The organism is Gimesia aquarii (assembly GCF_007748195.1).
GTDB classification, from domain to species: domain Bacteria; phylum Planctomycetota; class Planctomycetia; order Planctomycetales; family Planctomycetaceae; genus Gimesia; species Gimesia aquarii.
Genome location: NZ_CP037920.1, coordinates 1,144,020 through 1,159,565 on the forward strand (window position 1 = coordinate 1,144,020; position 15,546 = coordinate 1,159,565).

The 15,546-nt window shown below is 48.7% G+C and carries 15 protein-coding genes, 1 tRNA gene and 1 pseudogene; 13 read left to right on the forward strand and 4 right to left on the reverse strand.

Annotation, left to right across the window (positions count from 1 at the left end; all coding sequences use genetic code 11):
* Positions 1–28 precede the first annotated feature (28 nt).
* Entirely contained in the window at positions 29–1,483 is a 1,455-nt protein-coding gene (locus tag V144x_RS04650; protein ID WP_232102714.1) for a DUF1501 domain-containing protein, read from the forward strand.
* Positions 1,484–1,592: 109 nt separating this feature from the next.
* Here V144x_RS04650 and V144x_RS04655 read toward each other — a convergent pair whose 3' ends face one another.
* Complete coding sequence (locus V144x_RS04655; protein WP_144982094.1) at positions 1,593–3,365, reverse strand: 30S ribosomal protein S1; 1,773 nt, start codon at positions 3,363–3,365, stop codon at positions 1,593–1,595.
* 180 nt (positions 3,366–3,545) lie between these two features.
* Entirely contained in the window at positions 3,546–4,436 is an 891-nt protein-coding gene (locus tag V144x_RS04660) for a formylglycine-generating enzyme family protein (protein WP_144982097.1), read from the reverse strand.
* Between the two features lie 214 nt (positions 4,437–4,650).
* On the opposite strand from V144x_RS04660, the gene V144x_RS04665 reads away from it, so the two are divergent.
* From V144x_RS04665 to V144x_RS28275, 12 genes are all read left to right on the forward strand, one after another.
* The gene (locus V144x_RS04665; protein ID WP_144982100.1) at positions 4,651–5,235 is read left to right on the forward strand and encodes an isochorismatase family protein; all 585 of its coding nucleotides are present in this window, start codon (positions 4,651–4,653) and stop codon (positions 5,233–5,235) included.
* Between the two features lie 74 nt (positions 5,236–5,309).
* Positions 5,310–6,509: a pyridoxal-phosphate-dependent aminotransferase family protein gene (locus tag V144x_RS04670; RefSeq protein WP_144982103.1), complete on the forward strand. Its 1,200-nt coding sequence runs from the start codon at positions 5,310–5,312 to the stop codon at positions 6,507–6,509.
* 256 nt (positions 6,510–6,765) lie between these two features.
* Positions 6,766–6,839, forward strand: a tRNA-Asp gene (locus V144x_RS04675).
* 829 nt (positions 6,840–7,668) lie between these two features.
* Positions 7,669–8,640: a tyrosine-type recombinase/integrase gene (locus V144x_RS04680; protein WP_144982106.1), complete on the forward strand. Its 972-nt coding sequence runs from the start codon at positions 7,669–7,671 to the stop codon at positions 8,638–8,640.
* Positions 8,641–8,839: 199 nt separating this feature from the next.
* Positions 8,840–9,034, forward strand: a complete 195-nt coding sequence (locus tag V144x_RS04685) for a hypothetical protein (RefSeq protein ID WP_144982109.1) — start codon at positions 8,840–8,842, stop codon at positions 9,032–9,034.
* 15 nt (positions 9,035–9,049) lie between these two features.
* A complete protein-coding gene (locus V144x_RS04690) occupies positions 9,050–9,286 on the forward strand; it encodes a hypothetical protein (RefSeq protein WP_144982113.1) in 237 nt (78 codons plus the stop codon).
* Complete coding sequence (locus tag V144x_RS04695) at positions 9,279–9,530, forward strand: hypothetical protein (protein ID WP_144982116.1); 252 nt, start codon at positions 9,279–9,281, stop codon at positions 9,528–9,530. The genes V144x_RS04690 and V144x_RS04695 overlap by 8 nt, the downstream gene beginning before the upstream one ends.
* Before the next feature lie 36 nt (positions 9,531–9,566).
* On the forward strand, positions 9,567–9,752 hold the full coding sequence (locus V144x_RS04700) for a carbon storage regulator (protein WP_144982119.1): 186 nt from the start codon (positions 9,567–9,569) through the stop codon (positions 9,750–9,752).
* A 20-nt stretch (positions 9,753–9,772) separates the two neighbouring features.
* Positions 9,773–10,897: a hypothetical protein gene (locus V144x_RS04705; RefSeq protein ID WP_144982122.1), complete on the forward strand. Its 1,125-nt coding sequence runs from the start codon at positions 9,773–9,775 to the stop codon at positions 10,895–10,897.
* 105 nt (positions 10,898–11,002) lie between these two features.
* Positions 11,003–11,593, forward strand: coding sequence for a hypothetical protein (locus V144x_RS04710; RefSeq protein WP_144982125.1), 591 nt, complete (start codon positions 11,003–11,005; stop codon positions 11,591–11,593).
* A gap of 76 nt (positions 11,594–11,669) precedes the next feature.
* A complete protein-coding gene (locus V144x_RS04715; RefSeq protein ID WP_144982128.1) occupies positions 11,670–12,044 on the forward strand; it encodes a hypothetical protein in 375 nt (124 codons plus the stop codon).
* A gap of 61 nt (positions 12,045–12,105) precedes the next feature.
* Positions 12,106–12,270, forward strand: coding sequence for a hypothetical protein (locus V144x_RS28275; RefSeq protein WP_197998758.1), 165 nt, complete (start codon positions 12,106–12,108; stop codon positions 12,268–12,270).
* Positions 12,271–12,684: 414 nt separating this feature from the next.
* Here V144x_RS28275 and V144x_RS04720 read toward each other — a convergent pair whose 3' ends face one another.
* Both V144x_RS04720 and V144x_RS28965 read right to left on the reverse strand, forming a co-directional pair.
* Positions 12,685–14,763, reverse strand: coding sequence for a COR domain-containing protein (locus tag V144x_RS04720; protein ID WP_144982131.1), 2,079 nt, complete (start codon positions 14,761–14,763; stop codon positions 12,685–12,687).
* 81 nt (positions 14,764–14,844) lie between these two features.
* Positions 14,845–15,489 (reverse strand): annotated as a pseudogene (locus V144x_RS28965) (leucine-rich repeat domain-containing protein); the annotation flags it as partial.
* Positions 15,490–15,546: the final 57 nt, after the last annotated feature.

Sequence of the window (15,546 nt, forward strand, 5' to 3'; positions counted from 1 at the left end):
GCCTCCCTCCTCAAACCAAAATTCGATCATGGCTGCCATCTCGCGTCGAAGTTTTTTCGACCGCATGACAGATGGGCTGTATGGTGTCGCGTTGACCTCATTGATTGGTCAGCAAAACCTGATGGCTGAGAATCAGAAGCAGCATAACATACATCGAATCCCTGAAGACCTGACCCCCAAACGACCTCATTTCACACCTCGTGCAAAATCGGTCATTCATCTCTGCATGCAAGGCGGTCCCAGTCAGGTTGATTTATTTGATCCTAAGCCGGCGCTGAAAAAGTTTCATGGAAAAACGGCTCCTCGAGAATTGACCGGAAATGCGGTTTTTGAAAAAGACCGTACTGGAAAATTAATGCAGAGCCCTTTCAAGTTTCAGCAGTATGGCAAAACGGGTGCGTGGGTTTCTGAAGCGTTGCCTCACATCGCGGAAGAAGTCGATCAGCTGACGATAATTCGTTCCATGTATAACGTACATCCCAACCACGAACCGGCCATCTACAAACTGCAATCGGGGCAAACCTTCCCCGGTCACCCCGTCCTGGGCTCTTGGATTACTTATGGCCTGGGTAATGAAAATCAAAATCTACCCGCTTACGTAGTCTTGGCTGACCCCAGTAATCGCCTGCCAGTCAATAATGTGGATAACTGGATGTCGGCGTATCTTTCGCCCCTTTATCAGGGAACACGGATGAAAGCCACCGGTTCACCTTTGCTGAATCTGGCACCTGATTATTCCGAATCCGAACAGGTTGCTCAGGCCAAACAACGGTTGCTCAAGCAGTTAGACCGCATGCATCAGAGTCAACGTCCTGGTCAGCAGGAGTTAGAAGCCAGGATACGCAATTATGAGATGGCTGCGAACATGCAGCTGGAGGCAACACAAACGCTGGATATTTCACAAGAGACCGAGCAGACACTTTCCATGTACGGAATTAACGAGAAAGAAACTGACAATTTTGGAAGACGTTGTTTACTGGCCCGAAGGCTGGTTGAGAATGGGGTTCGGTTTGTTCAACTTTATACGCGCGGCCAAGTCTGGGATAACCATCAGAATATTCAAAAATCTCTGAGTAGTGCCTGTCGTCAAACAGACCTTCCCATTGCCGGTTTGTTGAAAGACCTCAGGCAAAGGGGCTTATTAGATTCCACTCTGGTGTTGTGGGGAGGAGAATTTGGCCGCTTGCCGACCGCGCAGATTACCTCTGAATCGAAAATGCAGGTGGCGGGACGCGATCATGGTCCTTATGGTTTCTCAGCCTGGATGGCAGGCGGTGGAGTGAAACAGGGACTGGTTTATGGCAATACCGACGAAGTGGGATATGCTTCCGTAGAAAATCGAGTCAGTATCCAGGATTGGCACGCCACCATTTTGCATCTCTTAGGTATGAACCACGAAAAGCTGGTTTACGAACGTAACGGCTTGGGTGAACGGCTCACTCATCAGTTTCCGACACGTGTTGTACACGACATCATCGCGTAGTTTTGGGGATAAAAAAGTTGAATGGTGAACCGCTTAAAAAAAGGAGTTCGCCATTGACTGACAAACTCTTTTTCTGATTTCATAATGAATTAAAAGCAGAAAGCAACAACTATTTGTAATCGGTGGGGTTTCCAAACAGTCCGCCGCCGCTTCCACTGGTTGGATCACCTGCATTACCGCCCAGTAGTGGACCTTTCCGTTTTCGTTCGTAGGCGGGTTGTGCTTCTGCTTGCTCTTCCGCAGGGGCTTCCGGTTTATCAATAAGGGCTTTCAAAGATAAGCTAATGCGCTTGCGGTTCAGATCTACTTCAAGCACCTTTGCCGATGTTTCCTGTCCCACGGTTAGGACTTCTGTCACTCTTTTGACACGACGGTGATCCAGCTCGCTGATATGGACTAGTCCTTCCAGGCCCGGTTCAAGCTCGATGAAGGCACCAAAGTCAGTGGTGCGCGTGACCTTTCCTGTGACGGTAGAGCCTTTGGCATAACTTTCCTCTGCCGCTAACCAGGGATCCTGTTGCAATTGTTTCATTCCCAGACTGATACGATTCTTCTCGCGATCGATCTTGAGGATCTTTACATTGATCTGCTGCTGTTCACTAAGTGCATCTTTAGGGTGTTTAATGCGATTCCAGCTGATCTCACCGATATGCAGAAATCCATCAATGCCTCCGATATCGACGAACGCACCATAGTTCTTGATATTTTTGACGGTCCCGGTCACTTCCTGACCAACGGCGAGTTTCTCCCAGAGTTCCTTTTGAATTTCTTCCCGTTCTGCTTCCAGGTACTTTCTGCGGCTTACGACCAAATTTCGTTTCTTAGGATTGACCTCCGTAATTTGAACGGTCAGTTTTTGCCCTACGAACGGTTCCAGGTCTGCCACAAAATAGAGGTCAGCCTGACTTGCCGGCAAGAAGCCTCTCAAGCTTCCCACATTGACTTCAAGACCACCTTTATTTGATTTATTCACAACACATTCCACAACCTGTCCTGCAGAAACAGCATCCCAGTTTCCGGAAGGCTTATGACGTCCGCGTGGTAGTGAAAGTACAATAAGTCCTTCTGTTTCTTTGATACTGGTGATTTTGACTTCGACCTCTTGGCCAACTTCAGGAGCCTTGTCACCAAATTGTCTTAGTGGAACGATACCCGGAACTCCCAGAGCACGAGTTCCTAAATCGATGAAGACATCATCATTGTTGATCGATTCAACTTTTCCTTTGAGCCGATCCCCTTCTGCGAGCGAATCGCTTGCTTCATCAGCTGGTGCTGCGGGTTGAGTCGCTGCTGTGGTGCTTTCCTCAGTTGCTTCTGCTGCAATTTCTTCGTCAGTCAGAGTCTTCGGAAGTTCCTGTGCTCCCTGATCAGATAAAGCGGCTGCCAGTTCTGCTTCCAGATCCTGGCCGATATCATCGACTTCCGGGGGAATATCAACAGGCTCTGCTGCTTCTGCAATCTGTAACAGAGCCGCTTCTTGAAGTTCTTGTTCACTGAGCTCTTCTGCGTCACCCTGTTCGCCATCTTTTGTTTGCTGCTGAGGTGGACCACCGGAACCAAGTGAAGGAACGGCTTTAAACTGTTCCGGGTTGACTTTAGGTTTTAATTGAACTTTACGTTCTTCTTTGGCGACTGGTTCTTTCTCTGGTGTTTCAGCTTCCGTCGCTTGTTCCGGGACGCTGTTTTCTTCTGCTGTTTGTGCAGGCTCAGGAGTCGTTTCAGGCTGCGGTTCTGTCACCGGCGTGGAGGCAGCAGCTTCGGTCGCATTCGCTTCTTCAACGATTTGATCCTTATCGCTCGGACCCTGATCTGCCGACGGATTCGTATCTGGTGTTTCTTCGCTGGCCTTGATTTCTTCAGTTGGTGGTTGTTCTGAACTCATGGGAGACAAACTTTCTCGCCTTATTTACATACTTTAAAAACAGAAACGACTTGAGGTGAATGAAGTAACTCAACACGAACAGGATCTCACTTGAGCAAAAAACTTCTGATTTCCTGTCGAAAGTGGCCCAAACTATATAAAAGAGTATCACCGGCGCGACACTCCTGCAATTCGTAGAGCCTAGTTTTCCGATTTTTTAACTTTTGCTTTAACACAACGTAAACCCAATGCTGGACTATGAGTTGTTGGACTTACTTTTCTGCGAAATGCAGATCTGAGATAGTCATATCGGTCAGTCCACGCTCCGCCTCGGATCACACGCGGCGATTCTGGGGTTCCAGTCCCCCAAACTTGACCGTCCTTGGGTGCATTTTTATAGTTATCGTGCCAGGGATCTGCCACGAATTCCCAAAGGTAACCGTGCATATCATACAGTCCCCACGGGTTCGGTTTCAGAGCTCCCACCGGGGGATCATTGCCCGCTGCATTGCCAGTATGCCAGGCATATTCATCAAGAATACGAGCGAGTTTACCCTTATCGCCTGTTTTTTGTGCTTGATCGCCAAAACTGTATTCCGTTGTCGTTCCCGCGCGACAGCAGTATTCCCATTCGGCTTCGGTAGGCAGTCGAATTTCCTCATCGGGTCTAATTAATGAGTCTTTTCGCAATAGCTGGGTTAATTTCTGGCAAAATTGATTGGCCGTACGCCAATCGAACTCTTCAGCAGAGTTGCGAGGTCCTTTCCAGCGGCTGGGATTATTGCCCATGACCGATTCATAAAGATTTTGTGGCACTTCATACTTACCAATCCAAAAATCAGTAGTGAAGATGACTGTGTGGACAGGTGTTTCGTTTGGCAGTCCCTTTGTAGAGCCCATTTGAAATGATTGGGGAAAGATTCCTTTGCCTGGTGTAATCGGCACCAGCTCTTTGACAAATTGTTTGAGTAAGGCCGATTGCTGTTCGTCAGCCGAAAGATCTCCTGTTCCGATTGGGAGAAGCAGTAAAACTCCAGAGAGTAAAAGAAAATGTCGCTTGAGACCAAGGGCAAAAAAATTGAGATGATTCATGTGCTTCACTATATGTTACCAATTTGTTAGGGTACAACTTTGAAACTGTATTTTATCAATGCGGAATGGAATTCGAAAGCAGATTCGCTGTTGATTCTTTCTTTTACCACTCGCTCTACTATGCAGTTCAGATCTTATAAAAATAACGGATTCTTCAATGATGATTAAGTATATCTTGAGCATTCCGCTGTCGTTTCGTTAATCAGGTCAGCACATGACAGAGACTTCCCCTTCGTTCCCTCGCAGTATTGATTTACTTTCTCATCAGGAATGTCAATTAGTCGTCGTTGATGTGCAGGAAAAGCTGGTGCCTGTCATTCCTGTAGCGGAAGAACTTGTGTTTCGGATCAAACAATTAGCGCAAGCTGCAAATCTCTTTCAAATTCCCATCAGTAGTACCGAACAATATCCTAAAGGTCTGGGACCCACTGTTGCGGAATTGGCAGATCTACTGCCGGAACCAAAAGAAAAGGTTCGCTTCAGCGGTGCAGAATGCTTAGGTTGGGGTTCGATTACCAACACGATTGATAGTCGTGTAAAAATTGTGCTGACCGGGGTCGAAGCACATATCTGTGTGCAACAGACTGCTTTGGATTTGTTAGCAGCAGGCTATCGCGTTATCATTCCCATTGATGCTGTTGCCAGTCGAAATAAGCTCGATTGGAAAGTGGCGATCAAACGTATGGAAAATTCGGGAGCGCAGATCACTACTACGGAATCAATTTTATTTGAGTGGTGTGAAGTTGCTGGGACGGATGAATTTAAACAGATCAGCCGTCTGGTGACTGAAAAACGGTAAGCGACTCCTGCTATTGTTGTAATTAGAATAGTCAATTGATTCAAAGTTTCTATCAATCATAAAGAGTATATATAATGACAATCGAACATCATTTTCACAGTCCTATTCAACCTCCTCGCCGCACACTGATGGGACCTGGTCCGAGTGATATTGCTCCCAGTGTACTGACCGCGATGGCAGCACCTACTGTGGGCCATCTTGATCCCTACTTTCTGAAAGTCATGGATGAGCTCCAGGAAATGTTAAGGACGCTTTTTCATACTACAAATGAACTGACGCTGGCGGTGAGTGGTACCGGGAGCGCAGGAATGGAAGCCTGCGTGGTGAACCTGATCGAACCGGGTGACAAAATGGTTGTCTGCACGAATGGTGTATTCGGCGGTCGGATGGCTGATGTGGCCAGTCGGGTCGGAGCTGAAGTAGTTGAGATTACCCGTGAGTTCGGTGAAGTGTTTTCAGTAGAAGAGATTGCCGAAGTCGTAAAAAAAGAAAAACCCAAAGTTTTGGGAATTGTACATGCTGAAACATCGACTGGTGCCGCACAATCGCTCAAAGAACTGGCTGATGTCGTACATGATGCAGGCGCACTGCTGCTGGTCGATTGTGTGACCTCACTGGGCGGAATGCCTGTCAAAATCGATGAATGGAATATCGATGCCGCTTATAGTGGCACGCAAAAGTGCCTCAGTTGTCCTCCTGGTTTGGCTCCCGTCACATTTAGTTCACGTGCTGTTGCTGCCATGGATGCCCGTAAGACGAAGGTCTCCAGTTGGTATTTAGATATGTCGATGGTTCGTTCCTACTGGGGAGGTTCACGTGCGTATCATCATACTGCTCCCATCAATATGAACTACGGTTTGCATCAGGCGCTGCGATTGGTTCTCGAAGAAGGTATGGAAAACCGATATTCCCGGCATTATGCAAACCACTGTGCGTTGAAAGCAGGCTTGCAAGCGATGGGAATTCAGTTTGCCGTCGCGGAAGACCATCAATTACCGATGCTCAATGCGGTCAAAATTCCTGAGGGGATCGATGACGCTGCTATTCGTAGCCAGCTTTTAAATTGGTTTGGAATTGAAATTGGGGGAGGATTAGGCCCAATGAAGGGTAAAACCTGGCGGATTGGTTTAATGGGAGAAACCAGCAGGGGGTCTAACGTGCTCATGTTTCTGGCCGCACTGGATCAATGTCTGCTACATGCTGGCTACCAACTTAGTCCTGGTGCTGGTGTAGCCGCTGCAAATGATTTTTACCGTACAACAATTACAGACTAACCAGAGGATGTTGCCAACTTTGGATTTTTGATCGAAATAACGTGTTATTTTTAATGTGTTTAGGTAAGAATTCCGATTCATAAGATACGATTTTTATATGACTTGTCGTACCTTTACTGTCTGGTTATATTGGGTGTTGAACTCAGACAGAAGTCAGATGAGTTAAAATGAGAGAATTCGAACATTCTCATGAATTTTTGTGTCGAATAAGTGGCATTCACGAAAATGATTGCCTATTATTTCCGACCACCTGCGAGGGGCCGTAGCTCAATTGGTTAGAGTACCGGACTGTCGATCCGGGGGTTGCGGGTTCAAGTCCCGTCGGCCTCGCTTGAGTATGACACTGATTCGGCTGGTGTTTTTCACTAGTTGCGGTGTCTGAGAAATGAAGTACCGGATCTAAAGTCCGGGACCTCACACGAATCTAGATTAACGTTGACGCGAGATGAAAAACATTTCGAAGCAAGCTCTTTCAGAGCTGTTTACGTCTGTTATTTGTTAGCACATTCTCTCGCGTCAACGTTTCTAATATTCAATTCTGCGTGGAAGGTCTTTCCGCAATTTTCTAAATTCTCCCCCACTCAATATTGACTTTTTGAAATCTCCCTGCGCAAACTGACTCTCGCTAATAAATAACAGACGTCCGTGAGATTTCTCACCCTACTCTTCTAGCCGTTTATCTCTGCTCGAAGATCGAGACCTTACGAACGTCTAAAACAACTTTTTAATTCGTTCGTTGGGTCGGCCCTTGTCTGTTGGGCATTAGCCGATCTTTGGAGTTGAGTTTTTATGCGGGGTTCTTTGCTGCTTTGCTTGCACGTTTCCAGAACTACTTCAGCCGGTTGATCGTTGCGCTTTACGCGCTTTGATCAACCGGCCCGCTTTTCTCAACCCCTGAAAAATTCACGATCCCTATCGTTGCGCTAAACGTACGCGCATCGCGATTGTGGAGGGAATAGTATGAGAATTTGTGAAGAAGAGAGGGTTGAAAATTGGATAGTTTTCTTTGGGAAGGATCGCGTTTGTTCATTCACGATTCAGGATCTAACAAACAATGCCTACAAGGAGGCACAACGGAGTGAGGACAGATCAACTTTATCAGCAGGCACGATTGATCTGTTTGGGCTAACTGTACCTATTCCTAAAGAGGACAGCTGCCATGATTTCAAATTCTCAAACTTCATCGATCGATTCCGATCGTCTCACGTTACGAAAGGCTTTTTTAGAGCATTACAAATCCCCAGATCTCAAACCGCGCACGCTGGAATGTTACGAAAACATGCTCGGCCATTGGGAAGCCTTGACCGACGATCCGGAAGTGTTCGACATCGAAAACAAAACCCTGCAAACCTTTCGCAATGCGTTCATGGAAGATCACACGCCACCAACGTTCAACAAATTACGGCGTCATATTCTCGCGATCATGAATCGGCTCGGTCCCCCAGGTCCTCGCAATCGCGAAGGCCTCGGAATTCTCAAAGAGTTTGTGTGGATCAAACCACTGAAGGAGAACGAAAAGATTCCCCGCGTGGCCAACGATCAACAATTGAACGCGATCTACGAGGCGTGCGCAGTTGCGACCTGGCCGAATTTCGAATTTGGATCGGCTGCCTGGTGGCGCGCGGTTGTCGTGTTTCTCTACAACACGGGATTGAGACGAAACGACTTTCTCGATCTGACGATCAAAGAGGTCGACCTCGACAAGGGGATGATCACATTCGACGCGGAAAAGACAGGGAAACAACGCCGGCTACCGCTCCATCAATCAGTGATCGATCATTTCCAATTGATTTGGTCCGATCGCGAACTGGTCTTTCCCAAACCCAAAGGATTCAAACAACTGTATGGTCAGTTTTACAAAATCCAAATGGCCGCGCGGATCGATGGAGAGGATCATTTCACGTTTCACCAACTGCGGTCGACGTGCGGAACGAATCTGTTTGTTCGCTCTCCTGCAGCTGCGCAAGAAATGCTCGGTCATTCATCGGTCGAAACAACCAGGCGTTCGTATGCCAACGTTTCAAACCATTTGATCGAGGAAGCATTGGCAACGCCACAACCGGCCGCATTTCAAACTTCATCCAATCCCGACGACGATCCGGATCCGGATATTCTGCGTTTTCCCGCATAACAAAAAATTCCAACGACGCGGAGGTCGTTCATCCTCACGTTACACGCTTAAACCTGGTTAACTCATTTTTATCAAGCGTGTGGCCGCGTCGTTTTCCTTTCAACGTAGGCACGTTGTCCCTAATAAATGCCCATCGATCGAGATTTCGATCGGTGGGCATTTCGCGTTTGAATGTTTCTTTTTTAACGGAGCTGAACTCATGAAAACATTCGAAATCTTGCTGATGAAATCAGACAGCTTACAGGGTGAGCCTACAAACAAAATTCTTTCTATCAATGCTCACTCTGAGGTAGAAGCTCGCGATAAAGCAATCATTCCGGACGGGTTTTTCTCAGCTGGTATTAGAGAAGTAATCAAGGTCGAGGGAGCTCAGATTTTCGTTGTCACTGAATGAAGGAAGGAGAACGTTGTGTTAACGGCCATTGAGAGAAAGACAAAAGACGCCCAGCTCGAATCGAGTGTTTTTAATTCCATTCATCAAGTTGGTACCACCGTTGAATACTGGAACGGAAATCGGCAGAACGGATGGATTGACACGGTGACAAGATCAAGCGCGTTTGCTGTCGGTGAAACAAGCTACATTCTCCTGGCCGATGCCGGCCGAATCCCTTTGTCACGGATCAAGGTGATTTATCGTCATGACTGATTTAGAAGCGATCGAACTCTGGAGAGTAAAACGGGCTGAAGCTCTGAAAGCGGTTGATGATTTCAACGCGAATTATTCTCCGGGAACGGAAGTCTTTTATTGGTCCGAGGGGCGCGATCGCAACGCGGATCCGGACGGGATGAGCAAGACGACATGGAAGGCGATCGCGTTTCTCGAAACAGCGGCCGTTTTCGTTGAAGGTGAACTAAGAGCGATTCCGCTCTCAAGAATCGAAGTTGTTTGAAAATGATTTTTATCAACCATTTGAAAGGAGTCTGAAATGTTAGTTTTAAGTCGAAAAGTTTTAGAACGAATCAAGATAGGCGACAAAATCTATATCCAAATTTTGCAAATCAGACCTGGTGTTGTTCGAGTAGGAATAGAAGCACCGGAAGATGTCATCATCATCCGAGATGAACTAAATCATGAACCGACTGAAGAGGAACCGGAACCACAAGTCGCGTAATGTGAACAGGACGTTCAAAAATGACGGATCAAAAACAACTTGAATTTAATTTCAAACGTGGTGCTAAACTGGCCATCATTAATAAGATCATGCGGCGTAACATCTTTAATTCCCGTATGCTCCTGGTACTCAGATCAATCGATGATTGCGCCCGCGATCAAGCCGTGGTCACGATGACTTATAACGAGATCGCTGCTTTCCTCCATATGTCCAGGGCAACTGCCAAACGTGGCGTTGCTAACCTCATCGAGTATGATCTGCTTCATAAAACACCTGTGATCAACTCACAGGGCAAGCAGGCGAATGAATACCAGTTGATCTGGTCGAATCTTCAATCTATCGCTGATGGCGAACCGCTTGTAAAATCGGCTCCTGTCCGATCCCCCAATCAAGCGGACGAGAATTCAGAAACTCCAGCTCCTGATCTGGAATATGAATCGTCGCAAGTCGTTAATTCAGCGTCGGGTCAAATTGAAGCTGACCCGGGTCACCCTGAACCGTCCGACGGGTCACACAGACCCCCTGACCCGGGTCACGGTGACCCGTCCCTCCTTATACCGCTTTCACGTATTAATCCACCACCCTCCAATACAGCGCTCGTAACGATTTCGCCGGAGCGGGTGGCGGTGGAAAAAGAATTGCGTTTGATGGGGGTGGGTCTCGCGAGTGAAGCCATCGAAACGGCCCTGGCCCGTGGTTGTTCGCTCGATGATGTTTTACAGCTGATTCAATACGCTCGATCGAAACCTGACGCGTACGGTCCAGGTGCACTGAAAAAACGCGTGTGTGAGGCTTTGCCTGGTGAAGATCCCTCGAAAGGCTGGCCTCCGGAATCTGACGAATTTCTCAAACAGCAACGGCAGGCTGAAGCACAAAAGCAAGGCTGCCAGGCTTCACAGAAAACGGCAGAACGTGAGGCAAAACGAAAAGCGAATCAACGCGCCCAGCAAGAGCTGGAACGTAAGTACGGTCCCCAGCTGGACCGATTGAAACGAGACGAGCTCCTAGACTTCGTGAAAACTCATTGTGAACCGATCATTGTCCGGGCACTGGCCCAAAATCCGGACATGCATCGTTCACCTGGTTTCTATCGGGTCACTTTGTTGGAGGCACTTCGAGACCAGGCAAACGGATTGCCTGGTTAATTTTTTATCTGCGGTCGCTGATGGAATGGCGATCGCGGATCAATGTCTTGTAAAAGACTGTTTACCAGACAACATTTTTATCATTTTTAGAAAAGGAAAGTAGCTATGGAAGTTACAACCATTGAAGAAAAACACCTTATCGCTCGACAGAAATACGCCGAATACATGAAGGCTGTGAAAGAACGGCACTGCATTGAATATGAGGCTCTCAAAAACGCGTATCGTGAACTCTCAAAAGGTAACCAGGTAATCGACATCGTAGCGACGATGCAAAATGCGGGAGTCGATCACCTTGAACGTCCTAAACTGGCAATCGTCAGGGCCGACGCCAAGCTTTGTTGGTTTCGCTGGACAACAACCAAAAGAGAAGCTGGTTTTAAAAAGCCGATATTTTCATCAAACTCTGACTGGCATCCAGCGAAAAGCAGATGCGTCGTACTTCCTAGAAATACCTTTCCTACTGATAACGATCAACAATGGCGCAGAGAAGTTTTACGTGCGGTTGTTCCAAGTATTCCCCCCTCATTGAGACCGGGTGCTAAGCTGTCGAACTATCACATTCTTTGGGAGGCGGAGTGGGAGACAATCCCGGTCGATCCCATGCTGCTGAAGCACCTTGGTAAAAATCTTTATGTCGTTCTGGCCGCCTGGGATTTGACTCCCTTAGAGCAAGCGGTTTTGCGCGACTCTCAATAATTTACGGCAGAAAGTGTCTGGGAAAATGTTATTTACCAGACAGCATTTTAAATCAAATTTAGAAATCGAGGGACGAATGAGTGACAAGTATTATGAACCGGACCATCCTTTTTTGGTTCTCGAAGAGGGCGGGGAATTTCAGAGCGACTATCCCGACATTGAAGCCGCGAAAGAAGGTTTGATTTCAAAAGCAGCCGAGAATGACAGCGCGTCTGAATCATCACACGCGGGAGAAATGTCGCAAGTTGTAATGGTGACGCACACGGCGGAGCATGATTACACAGTTGAAGGGTTTTATAGGTTGCACCCATCGGTTGAGTGGCGGGAAATCGAACGCATGAAAAAAGAACACGCGATTATGAAAGAGCGACTAATTGAATTAGAAGAATTGGTCAACGATGAAACAGAATGCCGGTGGTCAGGTAATGGCGAAAGCATTTTATCAGACTAAAGTGTCCGGGAAAAGGTTGTTTCCCACCCATCATTTTTAATTTTAGAAAGGAATGACATCAATGGCGCGCTGTCCTTCACATGATTGGGATGATCATTGCCGACGTGAAGAGGATGCTATGAGCGAATATCCTTGGATTCGTGCAGAATCTAAAACGGAATTCAAAGATGGGGAAAGGCTGATAGTAGCCTGTATTGATTTAGATTCGAACGAAAATCTAATTTGAAAAATCGAGTTGGTAACGACGATGACAGATCCCGATGAAGCTGAACCGTTATTCTGGATTGGTGAGGTCGGAATCGTAGATTATTGGTCTGGTGATTGGTCGGAAGTGAGGTGATACATGCCTGTAGATGAATTGGCTAACACCCTCCCATAACTCAAAGTGTCCGGTAAAAGGTAATTACCCACCCATCATTTTTAGTTTTAGAAAGCAAGTCAGATGTGTACCGTTTTCATCGCCATTGACGGGAAGCAAGTGTTTTGATTTCGCTTACGGCAAGAACGGAAGCAGTTCGGGCGTCTTGTAGTATGTGTCGAGTGTTTCTACAGCCATTCACGAAAAGTAACGTTTTTCCGAACGCGTTCATATTGGCGTACGTCGAGAATTCGTTGCACCATTTGTTCGGATAAAGTCCGATTAATCAAACAGCAACCCGCCAAGCTTCTCGGCAATCACTACCGCCGTAGCGCCCACGGTGCCAACAGCCTTAGCCGCGTCTTGGATTCCCTTGACGCTCAGGTCCCACCAGTCTTTACGCGGGGATAGGCGAGTGGCTTCCTTCGTCAGCGTCTCCAGGGCATCTGCCGTTGCATCAGCATCCTCCGGCGCCTGCTCAGCTGCGATGTTCGCAACTTCTCCGGCAAGTTCCCGGAGCAGTGTCTTAACCTCGTCTGAGGCGTCTGACTGTGCCGCCTGATTGAAGCTGCCTTCGATCTTGTCGGCAGTAACGCGATTTATGCCTTTTCCCTGGGTGATGGAAACGTCTTTGTTTCCATCTCCAATACTAGTGTTGTATGTTTCTGACATGTCGTCTCCCCCGTAGAACTTGTTGGTGATGTGGATGTCGCTGCGTGCTCTGATACTCAGACGGACTCCGTTGAGCAACTCGGAGACCGTGAACTTCCGCTTAGCGCCGCGCGGTCTGTATTCATGATTGGGGCCATCTTGCTCATCCCCTTCGAGAATCAGCAAGTGATCGTAGCTCTCGTCTAGCTGTGGCTGTTCCGGAAGTGGAACGCACGCCTCCGCACCTAGTTCGCCGAAACGTCGATGCACTATTTCGAGATATTCAGCAGTGACGTTGAGTGCGTCACGGCGTCGATTGGCCCGGCCCTGAACCTGAATGTCCACTATGTCATCGTCGATCTTCGCCTCGACCAGCACTCGACACTCTCGGACCTCAAGCACGACTCCAGTTCGCCATCGCGTTGCCGTAACATGCTCGTGTGCCTGCACGATGAATTGAGACAACAGGCCTGGTGGCAGGAACTCATACCGATACCGAAACAGCAGCCCGTCTCCGGGCCAGTCGTTGAGCTCAGGACGGTTTTTTGGCAGTGCGGCCGGCAAAAGATAGCAGCCCTTCTTCCCTGGCAGTTCGTAGATCAACTGGATATCGTCGTGCTGCATCATATCTAGGATGTACTCGTAGCTGTCTCGCTCCGGTGAATATCGCTCTTGGTCGAGAATGCGACGGAGATCCTGCCGAGTAAATTCGGCAGGACGTTCAACCATCTCCGCGCGATCGCTGCAATCAGTCATCACCGAATAGATTGCTGTCGTGAGCCAGTTGGGGTCAAGCAGTTCCACGTTACGAATGCCGAGCGGCGTGTCCTCATTGTCCAGCCCGTGAGCTACGACCGTCCCTAGGTGGTGGAGTGTCCTGAGCAGTCCGCGTTGTTCTGCGACGTTGGTGATTTCCTGCTCTTCGCATAGCGCCTCAAACCTGTTGAATTGCAGCACCGGCTGCTCGCTGGCCATCATGGTCAGCCGTTCTTTGACGGCCAGCCACTCTGGTGCCACAGGTTCGCGCACGTGCTTCAGACGCTCGTCTTTTTCGAGAGTATGTACAATAAGTTCGCGGAGCGTTTGGATCATCGCTGGCGCGTCCACCTCAGTTTCCTCACACGAAGTACGGACGATATCCACAATACCGGGGAACTCTCGGCACAAGCCGGATTTGTCAAGTTGCAAGGTGTTACGGTGTGCACCGTCCGACTTGTTGATCACAATGATCGTCGGCGCGTCACCTGCCCGGCTCTGAATCGTGCGCAGCCAGTCTACGTACGAGCGGTCGTCTTCTCGTCGCGCTTCCAGCACTATCAGGTACAGGCTGCGGGCTGATAGAAAAAACCGATGAGTACGATGATAGATGTCCTGCCCGCCAAAATCCCAAACATTCAATTTTACGTCGCATTCAAGCGGTGCTGGCGAAGAGTCCGCCCAGGCCTGAACTTCAATCTTTTCCCGTAGCCGTGCCCCTGGCGTTTTCTCTTCAGCCGGATTTCTAAATTCGTTATCGACGAGGTAACTAACCAGTGATGTCTTCCCAACGGCCTCGTTGCCCAGCACGAGCAACCTCGCTTCGCGCAAGGGCTGGAGTCGATGTGCCTCACTTCCGTGAAACCGCCGATAGGCAGCTAGTATTGCTTCTGCGTCCGAACCCGAAATCGCCTCGTCCGGCAGCACGGAACTGAGGTCGCCGTTTTCTGCCAAAGAGAGAGTTTCAAGGCGATCGGAATGCGGTCCGTTGGACCAAGTGTCGAGCAGTGCGCGGACTCCCTCACCTCCGATCTGGTTCCCGTCAAGATCGAGGGATGTGAGATTCTGAAGCTGGGCAATCGCCTGTGCCCCCTCAGCTCCGATCTGGTTCCCGTTAAGATTGAGGGAGGTGAGATTCTGGAGCTGGGCAATCGCCTGTGCCCCCTCAGCTCCGATCTGGTTCCAGTTAAGATTGAGGGAGGTGAGATTCTGGAGCTGGGCAATCGCCTGTGCCCCCTCATCTCCGATCTGGTTCCCGTTAAGTCTGAGGGATGTGAGATTCTGGAGCTGGGCAATCGCCTGTGCCCCCTCATCTCCGATCTGGTTCTCGTCAAGATCGAGGGAGGTGAGATTCTGAAGCTGGGCAATCGCCTGTGCCCCCTCAGCTCCGATCTGGTTCCCGTTAAGATTGAGGGATGTGAGATTCTGAAGCTGGGCAATCGCCTGTGCCCCCTCATCTCCGATCTGGTTCCCGTTAAGTCTGAGGGATGTGAGATTCTGGAGCTGGGCAATCGCCTGTGCCCCCTCATCTCCGATCTGGTTATTGAAAAGATCGAGGGAGGTGAGATTCTGGAGTTGGGTAATCGCCTGTGCCCCCTCATCTCCGATCTGGTTATTGTAAAGATAGAGGGAGGTGAGATTCTGGAGCTGGGCAATCGCCTGTGCCCCCTCAGCTCCGATCTGGTTATTGTAAAGATCGAGGGAGGNTGAAGCTGGGCAATCGCCTGTGCCCCCTCA

Coding starts and splice junctions, on each gene's coding strand:
- V144x_RS04705 (WP_144982122.1), top strand. CDS start 9,773: ATGACGGATCAAAAACAACTTGAATTTAATTTCAAACGTGGTGCTAAA.
- V144x_RS04695 (WP_144982116.1), top strand. CDS start 9,279: ATGACTGATTTAGAAGCGATCGAACTCTGGAGAGTAAAACGGGCTGAA.
- V144x_RS28275 (WP_197998758.1), top strand. CDS start 12,106: ATGGCGCGCTGTCCTTCACATGATTGGGATGATCATTGCCGACGTGAA.
- V144x_RS04670 (WP_144982103.1), top strand. CDS start 5,310: ATGACAATCGAACATCATTTTCACAGTCCTATTCAACCTCCTCGCCGC.
- V144x_RS04680 (WP_144982106.1), top strand. CDS start 7,669: ATGATTTCAAATTCTCAAACTTCATCGATCGATTCCGATCGTCTCACG.
- V144x_RS04685 (WP_144982109.1), top strand. CDS start 8,840: ATGAAAACATTCGAAATCTTGCTGATGAAATCAGACAGCTTACAGGGT.
- V144x_RS04710 (WP_144982125.1), top strand. CDS start 11,003: ATGGAAGTTACAACCATTGAAGAAAAACACCTTATCGCTCGACAGAAA.
- V144x_RS04660 (WP_144982097.1), bottom strand. CDS start 4,436: ATGAATCATCTCAATTTTTTTGCCCTTGGTCTCAAGCGACATTTTCTT.
- V144x_RS04655 (WP_144982094.1), bottom strand. CDS start 3,365: ATGAGTTCAGAACAACCACCAACTGAAGAAATCAAGGCCAGCGAAGAA.
- V144x_RS04715 (WP_144982128.1), top strand. CDS start 11,670: ATGAGTGACAAGTATTATGAACCGGACCATCCTTTTTTGGTTCTCGAA.
- V144x_RS04650 (WP_232102714.1), top strand. CDS start 29: ATGGCTGCCATCTCGCGTCGAAGTTTTTTCGACCGCATGACAGATGGG.
- V144x_RS04665 (WP_144982100.1), top strand. CDS start 4,651: ATGACAGAGACTTCCCCTTCGTTCCCTCGCAGTATTGATTTACTTTCT.
- V144x_RS04700 (WP_144982119.1), top strand. CDS start 9,567: ATGTTAGTTTTAAGTCGAAAAGTTTTAGAACGAATCAAGATAGGCGAC.